General features: G+C 65.7%; 24 protein-coding genes. 9 read left to right on the top strand and 15 right to left on the bottom strand.

Going from position 1 to position 18,486, the window contains the following annotated elements; translation table 11 throughout:
* Window positions 1-47: 47 nt before the first annotated feature.
* The 14 genes from ABS769_RS19010 to ABS769_RS18945 form a co-directional block, all read right to left on the bottom strand.
* The gene (locus ABS769_RS19010; RefSeq protein WP_317062857.1) at window positions 48-683 is read right to left on the bottom strand and encodes a hypothetical protein; all 636 of its coding nucleotides are present in this window, start codon (window positions 681-683) and stop codon (window positions 48-50) included.
* Window positions 680-1,750 carry a hypothetical protein gene (locus ABS769_RS19005; protein ID WP_317062858.1) on the bottom strand — a complete coding sequence of 357 codons (1,071 nt, stop codon included), beginning with the start codon at window positions 1,748-1,750 and terminating at the stop codon, window positions 680-682. The genes ABS769_RS19010 and ABS769_RS19005 overlap by 4 nt, the downstream gene beginning before the upstream one ends.
* Before the next feature lie 19 nt (window positions 1,751-1,769).
* On the bottom strand, window positions 1,770-2,117 hold the full coding sequence (locus ABS769_RS19000) for a hypothetical protein (protein ID WP_104583135.1): 348 nt from the start codon (window positions 2,115-2,117) through the stop codon (window positions 1,770-1,772).
* 80 nt (window positions 2,118-2,197) lie between these two features.
* Window positions 2,198-2,848 (bottom strand): RebB family R body protein, encoded by a 651-nt coding sequence (locus ABS769_RS18995; RefSeq protein ID WP_317062859.1) that lies wholly within the window; start codon window positions 2,846-2,848, stop codon window positions 2,198-2,200.
* Complete coding sequence (locus tag ABS769_RS18990; RefSeq protein WP_024939223.1) at window positions 2,845-3,090, bottom strand: RebB family R body protein; 246 nt, start codon at window positions 3,088-3,090, stop codon at window positions 2,845-2,847. Before ABS769_RS18990 ends, ABS769_RS18995 begins: the two co-directional genes overlap by 4 nt.
* A 23-nt stretch (window positions 3,091-3,113) precedes the next feature.
* On the bottom strand, window positions 3,114-3,449 hold the full coding sequence (locus ABS769_RS18985; protein WP_317062860.1) for a hypothetical protein: 336 nt from the start codon (window positions 3,447-3,449) through the stop codon (window positions 3,114-3,116).
* A gap of 106 nt (window positions 3,450-3,555) precedes the next feature.
* Window positions 3,556-3,834, bottom strand: a complete 279-nt coding sequence (locus tag ABS769_RS18980; RefSeq protein ID WP_022973268.1) for a RebB family R body protein — start codon at window positions 3,832-3,834, stop codon at window positions 3,556-3,558.
* 52 nt (window positions 3,835-3,886) lie between these two features.
* Complete coding sequence (locus tag ABS769_RS18975) at window positions 3,887-4,153, bottom strand: RebB family R body protein (protein ID WP_317062861.1); 267 nt, start codon at window positions 4,151-4,153, stop codon at window positions 3,887-3,889.
* Between the two features lie 30 nt (window positions 4,154-4,183).
* Window positions 4,184-4,453 (bottom strand): RebB family R body protein, encoded by a 270-nt coding sequence (locus tag ABS769_RS18970; protein WP_022973269.1) that lies wholly within the window; start codon window positions 4,451-4,453, stop codon window positions 4,184-4,186.
* A gap of 35 nt (window positions 4,454-4,488) precedes the next feature.
* Complete coding sequence (locus ABS769_RS18965) at window positions 4,489-4,776, bottom strand: RebB family R body protein (protein ID WP_115040621.1); 288 nt, start codon at window positions 4,774-4,776, stop codon at window positions 4,489-4,491.
* Window positions 4,777-5,957: 1,181 nt separating this feature from the next.
* Window positions 5,958-7,022 carry a uroporphyrinogen decarboxylase gene (gene hemE / locus ABS769_RS18960; RefSeq protein ID WP_317062862.1) on the bottom strand — a complete coding sequence of 355 codons (1,065 nt, stop codon included), beginning with the start codon at window positions 7,020-7,022 and terminating at the stop codon, window positions 5,958-5,960.
* An 8-nt stretch (window positions 7,023-7,030) separates the two neighbouring features.
* Window positions 7,031-7,282, bottom strand: coding sequence for a WGR domain-containing protein (locus ABS769_RS18955; protein ID WP_006449079.1), 252 nt, complete (start codon window positions 7,280-7,282; stop codon window positions 7,031-7,033).
* 392 nt (window positions 7,283-7,674) lie between these two features.
* On the bottom strand, window positions 7,675-8,787 hold the full coding sequence (aroB, locus tag ABS769_RS18950; RefSeq protein WP_317062863.1) for a 3-dehydroquinate synthase: 1,113 nt from the start codon (window positions 8,785-8,787) through the stop codon (window positions 7,675-7,677).
* Window positions 8,784-9,326, bottom strand: a complete 543-nt coding sequence (locus ABS769_RS18945) for a shikimate kinase (protein WP_317062864.1) — start codon at window positions 9,324-9,326, stop codon at window positions 8,784-8,786. The genes aroB and ABS769_RS18945 overlap by 4 nt, the downstream gene beginning before the upstream one ends.
* A gap of 346 nt (window positions 9,327-9,672) precedes the next feature.
* Between ABS769_RS18945 and pdxH the strand changes: the two genes are divergently transcribed.
* The 8 genes from pdxH to ABS769_RS18905 all read left to right on the top strand — a co-directional run bounded on the left by pdxH (window position 9,673) and on the right by ABS769_RS18905 (window position 15,689).
* Window positions 9,673-10,272 (top strand): pyridoxamine 5'-phosphate oxidase, encoded by a 600-nt coding sequence (gene pdxH, locus ABS769_RS18940; protein WP_074057342.1) that lies wholly within the window; start codon window positions 9,673-9,675, stop codon window positions 10,270-10,272.
* Window positions 10,273-10,506: 234 nt separating this feature from the next.
* Complete coding sequence (locus tag ABS769_RS18935) at window positions 10,507-10,923, top strand: YjfI family protein (protein WP_005995044.1); 417 nt, start codon at window positions 10,507-10,509, stop codon at window positions 10,921-10,923.
* 12 nt (window positions 10,924-10,935) lie between these two features.
* Complete coding sequence (locus ABS769_RS18930; protein WP_317062865.1) at window positions 10,936-11,706, top strand: PspA/IM30 family protein; 771 nt, start codon at window positions 10,936-10,938, stop codon at window positions 11,704-11,706.
* Between the two features lie 25 nt (window positions 11,707-11,731).
* Window positions 11,732-12,814 (top strand): ion channel, encoded by a 1,083-nt coding sequence (locus ABS769_RS18925; protein ID WP_317062866.1) that lies wholly within the window; start codon window positions 11,732-11,734, stop codon window positions 12,812-12,814.
* Window positions 12,811-13,488 (top strand): YjfK family protein, encoded by a 678-nt coding sequence (locus ABS769_RS18920; RefSeq protein ID WP_006449071.1) that lies wholly within the window; start codon window positions 12,811-12,813, stop codon window positions 13,486-13,488. Before ABS769_RS18925 ends, ABS769_RS18920 begins: the two co-directional genes overlap by 4 nt.
* Before the next feature lie 37 nt (window positions 13,489-13,525).
* Window positions 13,526-13,930, top strand: coding sequence for a DUF350 domain-containing protein (locus tag ABS769_RS18915; RefSeq protein ID WP_006449070.1), 405 nt, complete (start codon window positions 13,526-13,528; stop codon window positions 13,928-13,930).
* A 12-nt stretch (window positions 13,931-13,942) separates the two neighbouring features.
* Window positions 13,943-14,521, top strand: a complete 579-nt coding sequence (locus ABS769_RS18910; RefSeq protein ID WP_104550277.1) for a DUF1190 domain-containing protein — start codon at window positions 13,943-13,945, stop codon at window positions 14,519-14,521.
* 1 nt (window position 14,522) lies between these two features.
* Window positions 14,523-15,689 (top strand): glutathionylspermidine synthase family protein, encoded by a 1,167-nt coding sequence (locus ABS769_RS18905; RefSeq protein ID WP_317062868.1) that lies wholly within the window; start codon window positions 14,523-14,525, stop codon window positions 15,687-15,689.
* A gap of 383 nt (window positions 15,690-16,072) precedes the next feature.
* Here ABS769_RS18905 and ABS769_RS18900 read toward each other — a convergent pair whose 3' ends face one another.
* The gene (locus ABS769_RS18900) at window positions 16,073-17,443 is read right to left on the bottom strand and encodes an MFS transporter (protein ID WP_317062870.1); all 1,371 of its coding nucleotides are present in this window, start codon (window positions 17,441-17,443) and stop codon (window positions 16,073-16,075) included.
* A 112-nt stretch (window positions 17,444-17,555) separates the two neighbouring features.
* On the opposite strand from ABS769_RS18900, the gene soxR reads away from it, so the two are divergent.
* A complete protein-coding gene (gene soxR, locus ABS769_RS18895; RefSeq protein ID WP_043889844.1) occupies window positions 17,556-18,002 on the top strand; it encodes a redox-sensitive transcriptional activator SoxR in 447 nt (148 codons plus the stop codon).
* Window positions 18,003-18,486 lie beyond the last annotated feature (484 nt).

Genomic DNA, 18,486 nt, shown 5'->3' with positions numbered 1-18,486 from the left:
AATGGCCGGCCCCATCCGACACCGCCGCATAGACCTGTGGCATGCCATCAGCTCCGGTCCGGCGTCGATGGGGGCGACCCTTCCGGCGGCGGCGAGTCGGGTATGCCGGCGCTCATCGCCTGCTCGGCCTGCTGCTGTGCGGCGGCGACCGCAGCGGCGGCGGCTTGGTCGGCCTGCTGCAATGCTTGCGTTGCGCTATCGGCCGCCTGGCCGTTGCCGGCTGCGGCAGTCGCCGCGGTTGCGGCCTGCATCGCCGCCTGCACTGCCATATTGCTGGCCGCCATGGCCTGGTCGATCTGGGCTTGCGCCGCCTGCAGCGCGGCTTCGACCTGCAACGATCCTGGCGATTGCGCAGTGGTGGCTGGTGTCTGGTTCGGCGGCGTGGGCTGGGTATCGTCGGACATGCTGGTGTCTCCTGAAGGGGAAGCTGGATGGAGTGGGGCAACGGCATCGGTGCGCGATGGCTGGATCGGCGCGATGAGTGGTGCGGTATCGGGCGGGCGCTGCGCTGCGAGCGTGCGCAGCATTTCGCCCAGTGCATGTTCGGCCTGCGTCATGGTCTGGCGTGCGGCCGCCAGGGCGGCTGCACGTCCCGCGTGCACTGCGTCGCGGGCCGCGTCGGCGGCGCTGATCGCAGGCGGGGCCTGTTCGGTGGCCGCGGGAAACGAGCTCGATGCGTTCACTCCGAGGCCCCCGTCTCCGCAGCGGGCGGCGCGCTGTTGGGCGCGGGCGCCGCACCGAAATCGCGTAGCGAGATGACGCCGTTGTTGACCTGCAGCAGCGCAGCCAGGGCGTCGTTGTGCATGGAGAACATGCAGCTGCTGCCGTCCTGGCCCAGCACCCCACGGCTGGGCCGGTTGGCCGCCAGGAATGCCTGCGCCGACTGCAGGTAGAGGCGGATCGCGTCGCCCGCCGCCTGGTCGTCGCCGTCGCCTCGGTAGCGGGTGTGCTGGACGATCTGCTGGGCCGCCAGCGATAGCCGCGCGAAGCCGATCTGGCGACCGCGTGCCAGCCATTCGGCAACGCTGCGTTCAACCTCGTTGGGCGAAGGCAGCCCCTGGACCTGTGGGCAATCCAGGGTGGTGAACAGCTGCGGCAACAGCGTCTGCATTGCCGATGCCGCCGCATGCGCGCGCTCGTCCGCAGCTGCGATCGTGGCAGTGCAGGCCAGATAGAAGCGGTAGTAATCGCAGAATTCCAGCGGCGTCCGCGCCTGCTCGACAGCGAATGCTGCTGCCTCCTGCTGCAGTGCTGGCGTGACGTCGGCTGGCGGCGCTTCGGCGGCCAGTTGGCGTAGCGCCAGGCTTTCTTCCAGGTCCAGCGACTGGAACACGCCGGCGCCAGCGACGTTCAACTGTGTCAGCAGGCTGCGGCCTGCGGCCAGGTCGCTTGCGGTGTACAGGGTGTTGTCGCGGAAGATCCGCTGCAGCTGCGCCTTGACCACCGAGCCGGTGTCGCCTGCTTCTGCCTGCGCCAGCGTGCCCAGGTCGGTCGGGCTCAAGGTCATCAGCTTGACCGGGCTGACCTTCAGCTCCAACTGTGGCAACAAGGCCAGGCGCGAGCCATGCAGGCCTTGCTGCACTTCGTCGAGCAAGCTGCTCTCGTCGGGAAAGTCATAGCGAACACCGGGCGACTGGATCGCCCATGCCAGCCATTGCGTGCCTCCATCGATGAAGGCGAGGCACTGCCTGCCCAGCGTCGAGAGCATCGTCGGCATCGAGATCAGGCGGCCTGCGATCGAAACGGACATTGCGTGACTCCTTGTGAGTTCAACCAGCGGGGAAATTCTTCAGTACCAGGCCGGCCGCCGAACCGATCCGGGCAAAGTCGTCGGTGGCGCCCTGCATCAGCGCCTGCGCCTGGGTGAGCGCGGTGACGTACTTCGCGTCGCCGGTGGCAAGGTACTGCGCCATCGCCACGCCGACGGCCGTGGTGGCGATCGTGGAGACATTGCGTAGCGCGTCGGTGGCGTCCTGCACCGCAATGGCGGTCGACTGCGCCACCGATTGATAGGCTTTGCCGGCTCCGCTGGTCAGCACGACCTGCGGACTCATGGTCGCCAGCTGCACCTGGTTGATGACATCGATGACCTGCGCATTGACCTTTGTCGGTTCCATCTTGGTTCCCATGGAATGATCGGCCGCCTTTCAATGAGGCCTGGTGGTAGGGGGGGGATGACCTCATCTCTGCAGACGGCCTAGGACTGAGCAGGCGGCGCAGGTGCAGGTGCAGGGATAGATGCAGATGCAGGTGCAGCAGGAGCAGCAGGTGCAGATGCAGGAACAACAGGGGGTGTGCCAGCGGCTGCAGTTGTGGGTGCAGCAGCAGGAGCATCAGGAGTGGCAGCATCATTGGGGCCGGCGCCGGAGGCGGGGGGAGTAGCGGGCAGGGGCGGTGGTACGCTCAGCGCATGCACTTCCATGAGGTCGGCGGTTGCGGTCGCGGCATCTGCCGAGGCGCCTTGCGCTTGCGTTTTCAGCACGTCGACGGCCACCTTGGCTTCCGCCGCTGCGGCGGCGATGAGTGCTGCAGGCGGGGGCGGTACGGGGGGCGGGCCGGGCAACGGCGCGACCGTCGGTGGTGGTCCGGGTGGTGCAGGCGGTGGTGGCGGCGCAACCGGGAACGGTGCCGAGATCATCTTGGCGCAGGCGGCGGTGATCGCTGCTGCATTGATCATGCCGGCGCCTTGCTGCCGATTGACGGCGTTGTGCATCGCCATGCCCAACGTCTCCAGCATCACGGCATCGAGCATGCCGAGCGCCTGTGCGGGTGCCTGACCGGTGGTCAGCGTCACGATGCTGCTCACCGCATCGACGACCTGGCTGTTCACGCTACTGTCGTCGATCATGACGAAGTCGCTCCCTTCTGGATGATTAAGGCAAGGATTTGAGTAAGGGCTGCATCGGCAAGCACCTGTCCGCGCTGCTGGTTGGCGACTGCGTTTTCCATTGCGAGGGCGATGGAATCCGACAGCGCCAGATACGTCGCCCCCATCGCGAAGGCCGGCGCCTGGCCGATGGCCATCGCCGCACCTGTAGCGGCAGTGCCGATCAGGTTGGCGACGCTTGCAGCCTGCGCGCTTGGCTCCATGACGGGGCACTGGCGTCGGCGTCCTAAGCCAACGACGGCCTGCGCTGTGCGACGCCAGCCGACGCCGAGAACATGACGGTGTTTTGTGGCGCGTGTTTGCACGCGTACTGCAAGGCCACGCCATCGGGCACGCGTTCGAGGAATGCAAAATTGCCGTGCGGCACGTCGATCACGCGGTCCAGCTTCTGGCGATAGATCAACGGCTGCGCTCCGGGAATCACAGGCAGGATGCCGTCGAACTCGACGTTGATCACCGCCTTTTGGTGCGGCGCAAACGTCGCCACAATGGTGCGGCCCCTGATCAGTCTCACTACGACGTCCAGGGTGTTGGACGTGGGGATATGACGTAGTTGCAGCATGAGGCGTCCTTTCTCGATTCGACCAGCAAGATGCGTGGTAATAACAAGGGCATCGCGTATCGAACCAGGCGCCGCTCGCGCTGTGGCAGCGGCGCCTGGCTGCCGATTACCGGAGCCCGGCGCTCAGGATTTCCCGGGTGGCGACGCCATCGGACGCGGTGTCGATCGAATACAGCGTAGACACGCCCTGCGTCGTCGATGCCTGCATCGTCACGTAGGACTGCTGCTGGTTGTTGGTGGCGTTATGCGCGGCGTTGGACAGCGCCTGGCTGGTGGCGACGAACAAGTTGCCCATTGCAATCGCCGGCGCATCGCCGAGGACCTTGGTGTTGACCTGAGATACGGAATCGGTGATCTGGCTGTTGACGGCAGTCGGAAAGGCCATGGTGAAAACTCCTTGAGGTAGTGAAAGAACGAAGAGCCTGCGGCGTTAGTGGTTAGCCGAGCATCTTCTTGGTGGCGGCACCCGTGGCGCCGGTATCGAGCGAGTACAGCAGCGAAACGCCCATGGTGGTTGCTGCCTGTGCGGTGACATACATCTGTTGTTGCGCGAGTGTTGCGTTATGTGCCGCGTTCGCCAGCGCCTGCGCGGTGGCCTGGTACAGATTGCCCATGGCTGCGGCAGGGGAGCTTCCCAGCACCTGCAGGTTGGCCTGGGTGACCGAGTCGGTGATCTGGTCGTTGACGGCGGTGGGAAATGCCATTGGCGAATGTCCTTGGCGTTAGCCGGGCCGTCAGACGCCCAGGATCTGCTTGGTGACGACGCCGGTGGTGGCGGTGTCGATGGAGTACAGCGTCGCCACGCCCATCGTGGTGGCCGATTGCGCAGTGACATAGCTCTGCTGCTGCGCGTTGGTTGCGTTGTGGGCGGCATTGGCCAACGCTTGCGCAGTTGCCTGATACAGATTGCCCATCGCGATCGCCGGTGCGTCGCCCAGAACCTTGGTATTTACTTGGGTAACGGAATCGGTGATCTGATTATTGACTGCGGTCGGAAATGCCATTGCTTGCTCCTTATGTGCCAGAAATCACGATTGACTTAGCCCAGGCCCTTCACGCCAGTGCTCAGAATCTGCTTGGTCGCTACCCCGGTGGTGGCGGTATCGATGGAGTACAGGGTGGCGACACCCATCGTGGTTGAAGACTGCGCAGTGACATAACTCTGCTGCTGCGCGTTGGTCGCGTTATGGGCTGCATTGGCCAGCGCCTGTGCGGTGGCCTGGTACAGATTGCCCATGGCGATGGCCGGGGCATCGCCCAGCACCTTGGTATTGGCTTGTGTGACGGAGTCGGTGATCTGGTCGTTGACGGCGGTTGGAAATGCCATGCTTTTCTCCCTGTTTCTCGAATGAGTGAAGCGCTTGAACAAACGTGACGATGTCGAGGTTCGGCAGGCGGCCTGCCTGTCCGGAGATGTGTTGCAGTGGCACCGCATCACCGTGGAGAAACAGTAAATCTCCTTCGTTTGGAAAAATTGGTTTAAACGACGGCAATGCCGGGTTTATCGACGTGAAGCCCGATCCGCTTTAGAGCGGCATGCGTATCGATGCGGCGATTTGGAACGCCGTGCGGGGAATTCATGGGTGAATCGCAACGGCGTTTGCATAAACCCGCTACACAACATCAGTAACGTCCGATTATCTCAGCCCGGGCCCGATAGCTCGCGTCCGCTTGGTCGTGTGTGACGCCCGCCCTATCGCAACGACGTGTTGCCGTTGCGCGGTCAGACTCTGCTTCGCTGACGTGCGGAAGAGGAGAGGGTGCGCTGTCTACAAATGCTTGAACCGCTATAGCGAGCTGGTTTGCGGTTGCAGCGAGCCGGGCAGCGAGCTGTCAACGGTGTGCGGTATCGCCTGGCGTGGGTTTATCGGCGGCGCTGCGTGCCAAGCGTGGGTGGCATGACCACCGCCGCCGCTCCGGTGGAGGTCGTATGCAGAGGCATGGCGCATCTGCTGCTGGTGCACGGCTTCCTGACGGTGCACGGCTTCGCCCAGCGTCTCGGCCTGAGCGATTGACAGTGAGAGGTCAACGACATCTGCCTCGTATCGCATCGATGCAGGCAGGATGACAAGCTGACTGCCGCACGAAGTCGGTGGGATGCGCTTGGTTTAGTGCAACTCATTGCATCACCGTGCGACCGCCTGACGGGCGCGGCCGATGCTCGGCAGGCACACGCGGACACTGCAATTTCTCCGCGCCCATCTGACGGCCGCTGGTGACAACCTGCGGTCGCTCTTGAACACAATTCGCAGCAAATCCGCAGCTACTGCGGATGCCCTTGCGAGATGCTCTCACGGCAGTGCGCGCCGGGTTTGCCGGCGGTGCAGAGCGCCTGCTTGATGGCGCTGCACGCCAAGGTGGGCAGGCAACTCGAGGTGCTCCGGCGGTCCCGCGCTGCATCCGCTCATGCACCAATCAGCAAAACGCCGCGCAGTTGATGACCCGATCGCGTACGCGCGCTGCGTGGCGACCGACAGCACGTGCGGGTGCTGTCGGTCGCGCGGCGCATTACCGCTTGCTCAGCGTCTGCACCGCTTCCACCAGCACCCCAACATGCTCCGGATTCATGTCCGGCGACATGCCGTGGCCGAGGTTGAAGACGTGGCCTTCGCGCGAGCCGCCGTTGCCTTGGGCGTAGCTGTCCAGGGTCTTGCCGACCTCGGCGCGGATCGCCTCGGGCGAGCCGTACAGGGTGGCCGGGTCCAGGTTGCCCTGCAGCGCGACGCGGCCGCCAGCGCGCTGTGCGGCGTCGGCCAGCGAGATGGTCCAGTCCACGCCCACCGCTTCGGCGCCGCTGGCGGCCAGTTCGCTCACGTAGGCGCCGTTGCCCTTGCCGAACAACACCAGCGGGGTGCGCTCGGCGCCGTCGCCACGCTCCAGCTCACGCGCGATGCGGGTGAGGTAGGGCAGCGAGAACTCGCGGTACATCGCCGGCGACAACACGCCGCCCCAGGTGTCGAACACCTGCAGTGCCTGCGCACCAGCCGCGCGTTGTGCCGACAGGTAGGCGATCACTGCATCGGTGACGGTGCTGAGCAGGTGATGCAGCACCTGTGGCGCGTTGAAGGCCATTGCCTTGATGCGCGCGTATTCCTTGCTGCCGCCGCCTTCGATCATGTAGCAGGCCAGCGTCCACGGGCTGCCGGAGAAACCGATCAGCGGCACCGCACCATCCAGCTCGCGGCGGATCAGGCGCACCGCATCCATCACGTAACGCAGCTCGGTTTCCATGTCCGGCACGCCCAGCCGATGGATCGCGGCCGCATCGCGCACCGGATGGCGGAACTTGGGACCTTCGCCTTCCACGAAATACAGCTCCAGGCCCATCGCATCGGGAATGGTCAGGATGTCGGAGAACAGGATCGCCGCGTCCAGCGGAAAGCGCTGCAGCGGTTGCAGCGTCACTTCGCAGGCGATCTCGGGGTTCTTGGCCATGCCGAGGAAGCTGCCGGCGCGCGCGCGGGTGGCGCGGTATTCCGGCAGATACCGGCCGGCCTGGCGCATCAGCCACACGGGCGTGCGGTCGACGGGCTGGCGGTTCAGGGCACGCAACAGGCGATCGTTCTTGAGCATGGTGTTCCTCAGCGCGGCGCGTCGGCGCCGCCGGTGATGAGTTGGAAGCCGCGTTTGAGGTGGGTGTCGCGTGCCTTGTCGAAGGCCCGGTCCGCCTCATCCTGCAGCAGGTATTGGTCGCGTCGCAGCTGCGAGCGTCCACCGATCTCGCCGCTCTCGCGCAGCAGCTCCCAGCCACCGAACAGATCCGGTTGCAGGGTCAGCTGGACATAACGCAGCGGCGCATTGCCGCCGGGATCGTGTTGCAAGTGGATACGCATGGCGCCGATTGTAGCCGGGCGGTGCTGAAGGCTGGGAGCAGTGGGCGCGCCGGGTTGCGCCGCTTGCGAAGGTGCATCGGGCAATGGGTGGCAGTCGGTGCGGTGGATGCCCGCAGGCCGGCGCTGTGAGCGGCGGTTATCTGCGGAGCTGGTCAAGGGCTGTCGACGCGGTGGCGGGTAGGCGCTTCGGGCACTGTAGGACGCATCGGCAAAGGTCCCGCATGCCAGCGGGCTCCTGCGCGAGTGACGTCCCGCTTCGCCCGCGCAGACGATCGGCAAGCAGGCATTGCGTAGGAGCGCACCTGGGCGCGATGGGGATTTACCGGCAAGGCCCTGTCGCGCCCGGGGGCGCTCCTACGAATGCGTTGGAGACTAGTGAGTGATGGCGTTGCTCAGCCCGCCAGGATTTCCAGCACCGCCGCCTCGTCGACATCGGGCACCACCTCGGCCTTGCCGATGCCGCGCCACAACACCAGCCGCAGGCGGCCGGCGATGTTCTTCTTGTCCAGCCGCATGCGCTCCAGCAGCGCTTCCGGCGACAGGCCGGCCGGGATCTCGGTGGGCAGGTCGAAGTCGTGCAGCAGGGCGCGCAGCGCTTCGGTGTCCTGCGTATCGCTCATGCCCAGCGCGGCCGACAGCCGCGCGGCCAGCACCATGCCCACCGCGACTGCTTCGCCATGGTTGAGGTTGTCGTTGCCGGGCGCGCCGTAGCCCTGTTCGGTCTCGATCGCATGGCCGAAGGTGTGGCCCAGGTTGAGCAGGGCACGCTCGCCCTTTTCCAGCGGGTCGCGCGCCACGATGTCGGCCTTGTGCTCGCAGCTGCGCGCGATCGCCTGCGCCAGGGCATCCGCATCGCCCTCCAGCAGCGCGCGGCGTTCGGCATGCAGCCACTGGAAGAACAGCGGGTCGCGGATGGCGCCGTACTTGATCACCTCGGCCAGCCCGGCGCGCAGCTCGCGCGCGGGCAGGGTGTGCAAGGTGTCGGTATCGGCGATCACTGCGCGTGGCGGATGGAACGCGCCGACCAGGTTCTTGCCCTGCGGGATGTCCACTGCGGTCTTGCCGCCGACCGAGGAATCCACCATCGCCAGCAGGCTGGTGGGCAGTTGCACGCAGTCCACCCCGCGCATCCAGCAGGCCGCCGCGAACCCGGCCAGATCGCCGACCACGCCGCCGCCGAGCGCGAACACACAGGCGTCGCGGGTGGCGCCCAGTTCGGCCAATGCCGCGATCGCGGCACCGAAATTGTCCAGCGTCTTGGAGGCTTCGCCGGCGGCGATCACCAGCTCGCCCAGCTGCAGGTCCGGGCGCGCCTGCAATAGCGCCTTGCGCACGCCGGCGGCGTACTGCGGGGCCACCTGCGAGTCGCTGAGCAGCAATACGTGGCGGCCGCGCACATGGCTGGCCAGGCGCGCGCCGTCGGCCAGCAGGCCGGGGGCAATGGTGATGGTGTAAGGCTGCGCACCGTCGACATCGACGCTGCGCGAGGAACGGGGAAGTGTCATGCGGGGGGACTCGACATGCGCCATTGCGCGGCCAGGCGCAGCACCAGCTGCGCGGTGGCCTCGGCGGGGGAGAAGTGATCGGTTTCCAGGCTGAGGTCGGCGACCTCCTGGTACAGCGGGGTACGCTGCTCGGCCATTGCATGCAGCACCTGCTCGCGGTCGGCACGTTGCAGCAGCGGGCGATTGCGATCGCGCGCCAACCGGGTGAGTTGCGCCGGCACGCTCACGTGCAGGTACACCACAAACCCACCCGCGCGGATGCGCTGGCGGTTGAGCGGATCCAGCACCGCGCCACCGCCGGTGGAAATCAGCTTGTTGTGCTGTTCCAGCAGCGCCTGCAAGGTTTCGACTTCGTGCTGCCGAAACCGCGCTTCGCCATGCTGTTCGAAAATGGCCGGAATGCTCTTGCCCGCCTGCTCGACGATGGCCTGATCCACATCGACGAACTCCAGCCCGAAGCGCTCGGCCAGGCGGCGGCCGATGCAGCTTTTTCCGGCGCCCATCGGGCCGACCATCACGAGATTGGGAGCGGGGTTCATGCGCAGGGATCGTAGCATTCGGGCCCGCGCATCGGGCCGATCGGCATGGACTGAAACCATTCCTGCGAGGGCAGCCGTCGGCTACGCGCAGCAGCATCGACCCCTGCCGCCGCGCAGAGCGACAGCGGCGACAACCGAAGATGGATCGTCTGCGCGCAACGCGTGGCGAGCGCTTGTCGGGCAGGCGTCAGTGACGCTGGGAAGCCGAAGGCTACGAGCGCGACGCGGTTTTCAGGCGCCAGCTGCAGTCCCAGGAAGTGAACGCAGACCTGTCGATCGCCGCACATGGGCGAAGCACGCGCGATGCGCCCACAATAGGCGTCAATCTTGCTGCCCACTCACCGTCATGACCGATCTATACGCAGAAGCCCTTGCCACCTTCACCGCGTTGTATGCCGAGGCACAGAACAGCGCCGAACTGGAAGCCAGCGCGATGACCGTGGCCACCGCCAGCGTGGATGGCCGACCGAGCGCGCGCACTGTGTTGCTCAAGGCCTTCGATGCGCGCGGCTTCGTGTTCTACACCCATCTGGACAGCGCAAAGGGCCGCGATTTGCAGACCCATCCGCAGGCGGCGCTGCTGTTTCTGTGGCGCAGCCTGCGCGAGGCCGGCATCCAGGTGCGCATCGAAGGTGGCGTGCAGTTGGTGAGTGCGGACGAATCCGATGCCTACTTTGCCTCGCGCCCGCGCATGAGCCAGATCGGCGCCTGGGCCTCGCTGCAATCGCAGACGCTGGGCTCGCGCGAGGAGTTCGACGCGGCCATCGCCAAGGTCGAGGCCACCTTCGAAGGCCGCGAGGTGCCGCGCCCGGACGGCTGGGGCGGGTTCCGGGTAGTGCCGCAGGCGTTCGAGTTCTGGTACGGCGCCAACTTCCGCCTGCACGAGCGCTGGCGCTACGAGGCCGATGCGGCCAGCCGCTGGAGCAAGCGGATGCTGTATCCGTAAGCCTGGCGGTCAATGGCTGCGCTCACCGTCGGGCCGGCGCGGGCGGCGTTTGGGGAGGCGTGTGCCACTGGATCGGCGCCTGGATTGGCGCCCGCTTGATGTTGCATGACCAGTGTCTTCCGGCCCTTTCTGCCGGTCGCAGACAGTCTGTAGTATGTCCGCCCATTGCATGAGCATTGCTGCATCACCGCAGCTGCTCGACCACCGCTGCATGACCAAAGGACAGGACATCGTATGACGCAGTACACCACTGTCGAATTGCACGGCCTGCTGGCCGAGCGCTACCGCGACCAGCCGATCGAGGTCGAGCTGATCGACGGGCTGGAGCCGGCCATCAACCTCACCCTGGCCGACCACGGCGACATGCAGATCCAGGTCGCCGCCTCCGGCTCGCAGGTGTTCGTTTCCACCCTGCTGGCCAATGCCGACCAGGTCAGCGACCGCGCGGCGTTCAACGACGCCTGCCTGCGCCTCAACCCGCTCAATCCCTTGTCCAACCTGGGCCTGGTGCAGGTCGACGGCAAGGATAGCTATGTGGTCTTTGGCGAACTGTCGGCGTCGTCCACGCTCGACCAGATCGACGAGGAAATCCAGACCCTGGCGGCCAATACGCTGGATGCCGCCGAATCTCTCAAGCCGTTCTTTTCCTAAAGGCGTGTTGTCATGAGTATCTTTTCAAAGCTGATCACGCTGCTGCGTGGCACTGCACACGAAACCGGCCAGAAGGCGGTCGACGCCAACGCGCTGCGCATCCTGGACCAGGAAATGCGCGATGCCGGCGCCCAGCTCACGCGCTCGCGCGAGGAGCTGACCAAGCTGATGGCGCAGAGCAAGCTCGCCCAGCAGAAGATCGACGCGCGCGCCGGCAAGATGGCCGAATACACGCGTTATATCGAAGGTGCGCTGGCCAAGAACGACGAGGCACTGGCGCACGACGTGGCGGTCAAGCTGGCGGCGCTGGAAAGCGAGGACGCCGGCGACAAGGCCTCCAAGAGCTCGCTGGACCAGTCGGTGGTGACGCTGAAGGCCACCATCCAGAAGACCGAAAACCAGCTGCGCGGCATGCGCCAGCAGATCGATACGGTCAAGGCCACCGACGCGGTGCAAAAAGCGCAGGCGGCGATTGCCGCGCGGCATTCCGGTGCCAGCAGCAAGATGGGCTCGGCGCTGGAATCGCTGGAGCGGATCAAGGCGCGTCAGGCCGAGACTTCCGCACGCATCGAATCGGCCGAAGAACTCGAATCGTCCAGCGGCGACGGCGATCTGAACCGGCGTCTGGCCGCAGCCGGCCTGATGGAAGGCGAGTCCAACGCTGCCGCAGTGCTGGCACGCTTCAAGAAGCCGGCCCAACTCGGCCACGACACTGCCAGCGGCACCGCGCCGCTGATCGGCCAGGTGCGCGACGTGCAGCAGGTTCCGCGCAGCGACAGCTGATCCACCGCACGGCACAGGACGCGCCATGATCATTGTCGGACGGTTGTTCCGGGTACTGCGGCGCCATGTGCGCCGCGTCAGCTGGGGCCTGGTGGCGCTGGCGCTGCTGGCCCACATGGGCGTGAGTTGGGCGTTGTTGTTGATGGCTGGCGAGCACAAGCTCGTCGGCCTGGGCGCGTTTCCGTACTACTACATGACCACCGCCACCACCATCGGCTATGGCGACCTGTCGCCGGGCTCGGTGGCCGGGCGCTATATCGCCGCGTTCGTGTTGATGCCGGGCGCGGTGGCGCTGTTCGCCACGGTGCTGGCCAAGACCAGCGGCGTGCTCATCACTTTCTGGAGGCGCCACTACATGGGCAAGATGGCTTACGCCGATCTGCGCGGGCACACCATTCTGATCGGCTGGCAGGGCGCCGCCTCCGCGCGTTTGCTCGAACTGTTGCTCTCGGACACCGCCACCGACGACGAAGGCGTGGTGCTGATCGCCGAGGGCGTAGCCGAGAACCCGATGCCAGACCACATGCGCTTCATCGCCGCCGAGTCGTATACGCACACGGACGTGTATCTGCGTGCGGGCATCGCGGGCGCGGCGCGGGTGATCGTCAACCCGCCATCCGACGATCAGACCCTGGCGGCGGTGTTCGCGCTGATGGCGCATGCGCCGCGTGCGCACATCGTGGCGCACTTCGATTCGGGCAGCGCCGCGCGGCTGGTCAATTGCCACTATCCGGCCATCGAATGCACCCGCCCGATGACCGCCGAGATCCTGGCGCGTGCTGCGCAGGATCCGGGCAGTGCGGCGATCACTGCCGAGCTGCTGTCGGTGGACGATGGCCCCACCCAGTTCAGTCTCGCGGTTCCGGCCGATGTAGGCCCGCTGGATTACCGCGTCGTGGCCGCCGACTTCAGCCAGCGCGGCGCCTTGTTGCTGGGCCTGCGCGCGCCCGATGGTGCGTTGCGGTTGAACCCGCCCGCACACACCGCTGTGGCGGCCGGTGCCATGCTGTATTACCTGGCCGAGCAGCGCGTGCCTGCGCACGCCATCGCATGGCACGCCCTGCGCACTGCCGCCGTTCCCCATTCCCCATCGCCACAAGGTGCATGACGATGAGTTTTTTCAGCAAGTTGTTCGGTCAACCACAACCGCCAGCGGCGCCCACGTCCGGCACCGGTGCGATCGGCCACACGCTGCCGCTGGGCTTGCGTGTGGGGGGCCAGGTGGAGATCGACACCACCCTGTATCGCATGGCGCCGGAGGCCATGACCGCCGAGCTGCCGGGCGGCCATCAAGGCATCCCGTGCTATGGCCACGTCAATCTGGGCGATGGCTATTCCCTGCATCGTTTCTACCTAGACGACGATGCGTTCTTGCAGGTCACCACGGTGGGCGGCGATCTGGAAGCGATGAAGGCGTTTGTGTATTGCGAGACGGTCAATCCGCCCAGCAAGCAGGCGTTTCAGGAGTTCGTGATGCAGCATCCGCATCTGGGTGCGGCGCAGATCGACTACGCCGGCAAACGTTGGGAGCGCGCCACCCAGTCCACCGACGATGCCGCGCGGATCCCGCCGATCGCCTACGACGAAGTGCTGTACCGCTATCAGCCGCCGCGTCGCGACGGCGATCTGACCCATTACGCCATGCTCTACAGCCGCGATGTGCCGGAGCTGCAGCGCGAGGAATTTCTGCTGGTCACCGGCGAAGATTCCGGCCCCAACGAATTCTGCGTCACCTATGCGGTCGGCATCGATGTCACCGTCGCCGATCTGGATATCACCTGAGCGCGCGCGCTCGTCTTCCACTTACCTTGGTCCTGTCATGAACCCGATCAACCTGCAGAGTTTTCTCGCGTTTCTTTCCTACTTCGGCACTGGCCTGGGCGTGTTGATCGTCGCGGTGGTGCTGGTGACCCTGGTCACCCCGCACAAGGACTTCACCTTGCTGCGGCAAGGCAATGTGGCTGCGGCCACCGCACTGGCCGGCAACTTCATCGGTGTGGCGTTGCCGCTGCATTCGGCCATCACCCACTCGGTGAGCCTGGTCGATGCGCTGATCTGGGGCGCGGTCGCCTGCGGGATTCAGATCGTGGCGTATCTGCTGGCCAACGTGGTGGCCGGGCGCATCTCGCGGCAGATCACCGACAACGTCGCTGCGGCGGGCATCTTTTCGGCCGGCGTGTCGATCGCGGTCGGGCTGATCAATGCTGCGGCGATCACGCCGTAACGGAGTACAGGCATGAAGCGCTCACGCAATCTCAAGCTCACCTTGATGGCCGCCTTGCCGGCCGCCCTCGTCACCGGTTGTGGTTCTGAACCAGAGACAGGTGTGGTGCTGCAGTCGGCCTCCGACTGCTACCAGATCAAGCAGGAACAGACCGACATCCAGCAATGCCTCAAGGCCTATGACGAGGCGGTGGCCAAGCATCAGCAGGCCGCGCCGCGCTTCAATTCGCGCTACGAGTGCGATGCGCAGTTCGGCAGTTGCACCGAAGTGCAAGGCCAGACCCAGGGCCAGCACAGCTGGATTCCGCCGATGGGCGGGTTTCTGCTGGGCTATGCGCTGGGCAACATGAGCGGTGGCGGCGGCTACCGCTACGGCGGCGCGATGCCGCTGTATCGCGATTACCGCAGCGGCGGTTACTACAAACCCAACGGCGATCTGGCCAGTAACCGTATCGGCACCGTGCGTGGGCGCAGTGGCGCCATCGACATGCCGTCGCGTGCGATCACCGTCTCGCGCTCGGGTTTCGGCTCCAGTGCGGCGGCGCGCAGTTCGTTCGGCAGCGGCGGGCGCAGCTCCGGATACGGCGGCTGACATGCAACGGATCGCAATTGCAGAACGTACCGATTGGCGCGAACAGGCCGAGTCGCTCGGCTTCCATTTCCACACCATCGACGGCGAACCGTATTGGGACGAAAGCGCGTATTACGCGTTCTCGCTGCGCCAGATCGAGGACGACATCGAGGCGCCCACCCAGGAACTGCACGATATGGCGATGCAGTTGGTGGACGAGGTGGTGGGCTCGGAACAGCTGATGACGCAGCTGGCGATCCCGCCGTTCTACTGGGACTGGATCGCCAACTCGTGGAAAGACCGCGACCCGCATCTGTACGGCCGCATGGATCTGGCCTATGCGGGCAACGGCCCGGCCAAGTTGTACGAACTCAATTACGACACGCCGACCTCGCTGTACGAATCGGCGTATTTCCAGTGGTTGTGGCTGGAGCAACAGATCGCCGCCGGCGTGCTGCCCAAGGGCACCGACCAATACAACCTGATCCAGGACCTGCTGTGCGAAACGCTGGGCGCGCTGGCGGTGGATGGCGCGATCGGGCCGCAGATGCATTTTTCAGCGGTACGCGATTCGCTGGAGGATCGCGCCACGGTGCGGTATCTGCGCGATTGCGCGCACCAAGTGGGCATCAGCACCGAGGAAGTGGCCATCGAAGATATCGGCCTGAGCGCCGATGGCTGGTTCACCGATGAGCAGGACCGGGTGATCCATACGCTGTTCAAGCTCTACCCGCTGGAATTCATGATGGAAGAGCGCTTCGGGCCGGCATTGATTGCCAACCGTGTGCGCCTGATCGAGCCGGCATGGAAATCGGTGCTGAGCAACAAGGGCATCCTGCCGCTGCTGTGGGAGCGCCATCAAGGCCATCCCAATCTGCTGGCAGCCCGCTTTGCGCAAGCAGGCGAAGCGCCGACGGCAGGCTGGGTGCGCAAGCCGCTGCTCTCGCGCGAGGGCGCCAATATCTCTATGGTCACCGCACAGGGCGATGCTGCGCAGACCGATGGGCCGTATGTGGACGGGCCGGCGATTTTGCAGGCGCACCATCCGTTGCCGGTGTTCGACGGGCGGCATGCGCTGGTGGGCAGTTGGGTGGTGGCCGATCGCCCCGCCGGGCTGGGCATGCGCGACGACGATGGCCCGATCACCCGCGATACCTCGCGCTTCGTACCGCACGTGATCGTGGATTGATGCAGTAGTGAGTGCGCATCGCCACCGCAAGGTGGCGGTGTTGCGTATTGCGATTGCCTCACCTGTGGCCGTTCGTGAGGTTTGCCGGTTACGTGGCTGCGCTCTGCGCAATGGTCACGCCCTGCACAGCGCAGACAACGCGCTTCATCGCCTTACACACGCCTTGGTTGCGCGCAAGCCCTTCACTGCAGGCCGAGCAGTGCAGGTTTTCCACACCCCCTGTGGATGGAAGTTGCACAAGGCTGTGGACAAGTGAGCGCAGGCCGCGGCCTGCAACGCTGTCAAGATGGGTGGCGAAAAAATGACCAGCCGCTCGCGGCGATGGTTTTCCAGTCGAGATTTGAACGATCCCGGCAGGATCGGCAAAGCCGGCTGCATACCCATCACACCCGCCGCGCCACGAAAAAGCTCGCCACCGCCAGCAGCCACGCCAACGCGAACACGCTCAGGTACGCGGCCAACGTCGCGGAAGCCAGCAGCGCGGCGAACAACGCGCCGGCCAGCGCCAGCATGCCGGCCACCGCAATCGCTTCGCTCAACTGCAGCGCCGAACTGTGCGCGCCTTGTTGCGCCGGCGGCGACAACGACAACGTCAACACCGACAGACTCGGATACAGCAGGCCCATGCCCAGGCCTGCCAGCGCCCAGCCGGCAATTGCCACCGGTACCGGAATGAGTGGCCATACCGCGCCCGCGCTGATCACGATGCCCAGCGACATCAACAACGCACCGGTCTTGAGCAGGCGTGGGCGCGACCAGCCGGCGCGGCTATGGCCCTGATACCACGAGCCGCTGAACCACCCCAGCGCACCCACGCTGAGCGCCACGCCGGCCAGCAGCGGTGAGAGGCCGCGTTCGCGCGACAGCAGCAACGGCAGGAACGCCTCGAACCCGAAGAAGGCCGCCGCCGCAATGCCGCGCAGCGCGATCACGCTGGGCAGGCCACGCGCCAGCCGCAGCGTGCCGGCCGGTAACAGGTGCCAGGCGCAGAACAGCGTGAGCAATAGCGCTGGCGTCATCGCAAGCAACGCCAGCGCGCCGTGCAGTTGCCCGCCCAGATACACGCCGAGCACGCCCAAGGCCGCACCGATCGCCCAGCCGAACGCGGCGTTGGAGTCGACGGACGGTTCGCCCGACCACGCGCGCCCGCGGATGGCCGGCCACAACATCAGCCCGGCCGGAATCGCCAGCAACGGCACCGACAGAAACACCCAGCGCCAACCCACATGCTGCACGATCAGCCCGCTGATGCCTGGCCCGATCAACGAGGGCACCACCCAGCCGGCCGAAAACGCGGCAAACACGCGCGGCCGCAACGCTTCCGGATACAGCCGCCCGACGATGACGTACAGCGCCACCGAATACGCGCCGGCGCCCAGGCCTTGCAGCAAGCGCCCTGCGATGAGTAGCGGCATGCTTGGCGCCAACCCGGCGATCAACAGCCCGATCACAAAGCACAGCAGTCCCACACCCAGCGCGCCGCCAGGGCCGCGCCGGTCGCTCCAGCGCCCGGCGGCGGTCATGCCGACCACGCTGGTCGCCAAGGTGCCGCCGAAGGCCAGCGCGTACAGCGGCAGCCCGTTCAATTCGCGCGCCACGGTCGGCATGGCGGCGGCAACCGCCAGCGACTCGAAGGCATTGAGCGATACCAGCGCGACCATGCCCAGCGTTGCGGCGCGATACGGCGCGGCGAGAATGGAAGTGGGTTGCGTGGCGCCCAGTGGCGTGGTGGGCGTGGTGATTGCGGTAGGCATGTCGGTGGGCATCGAAGATCCAGGAACGAGCGTGAGCACAGCCATGACATCGGTACTTGCACCGGTCATGGCCGCGCAGCATCCTGCCTCAACCAAGGTTGAGGTCAAGGCAATGCAGCGTGAGTTGTCCGTGGGCGAAGTGGCCAAGCGCAGTGGCGTTGCGGTGTCGGCATTGCATTTCTACGAGCGCAAGGGCTTGATTCGCAGCCTGCGCACCGCAGGCAACCAACGCCGTTATGCGCGCGATGTGTTGCGGCGGATTGCGGTGATCCGCGTGGCGCAGCGGCTTGGCGTGCCCTTGCAGCAGGTGCTGGAGGCGTTCTCGGTGTTGCCGGAGCAGCGCACCCCCACACGTGCGGAGTGGGCGCGCATGTCGGCGCGCTGGCGCGGGCAACTGGATGCGCGCATTAGCGAACTACAGGCGCTGCGCGACCAGCTTACCGACTGCATCGGCTGCGGGTGTCTGTCGCTGCGCCGCTGCCGGTTGAGCAATCCGGGCGACACCCTGGGCCACGACGGTGAGGGGGCTTTGCGACTGGGCAGCTTGATTGCGGAATAAGAGTGGCTAACAAAACGTCGCGAGCGGGCGCCGGTGGTGAGTCTGGTGTTGTCGGCCGCGTCTTGATGGATGCCGTCAGAAGTCCAGGTCAAACGCTGAGTGGATCGAGGGCGCGGCGCACTCGCTGCTCGCGGGACACGCCGTGAACCCGTCCCTGGGGACCGTGTGGCGGCATCCATGCCGCCACACGGTCCCGCAAGCGGTGAGGACACCTCGCCAGAAAGTTTGCCGGCTGTTTTATTGAAAACCATACACACCGACCATCTCCACTGGTCCTTGCCCGCCCACCGTCGCGGGACCTTACGCGGCATGGATGCCGCGTAAGAGCCTTATCTGTTCGCAATCTGGCAGATTAGATGTCGAGAGCCGGCGTGGGCCACCGTGAGAGCCTGGATCTCAGCGATCGCCGTGTAGCTTGGTACCCACGCCGGATTCTCCCTTGATTCGCCCGAACAGTTGCCCGAGGTGACACTCGAAACGATAA

This window comes from Xanthomonas hortorum, assembly GCF_040279205.1.
Taxonomy (GTDB): Bacteria; Pseudomonadota; Gammaproteobacteria; order Xanthomonadales; family Xanthomonadaceae; genus Xanthomonas; species Xanthomonas hortorum_F.
Note: the sequence above shows the minus strand (reverse complement) of the source record. Positions and strands in the feature narration are given on the sequence as shown.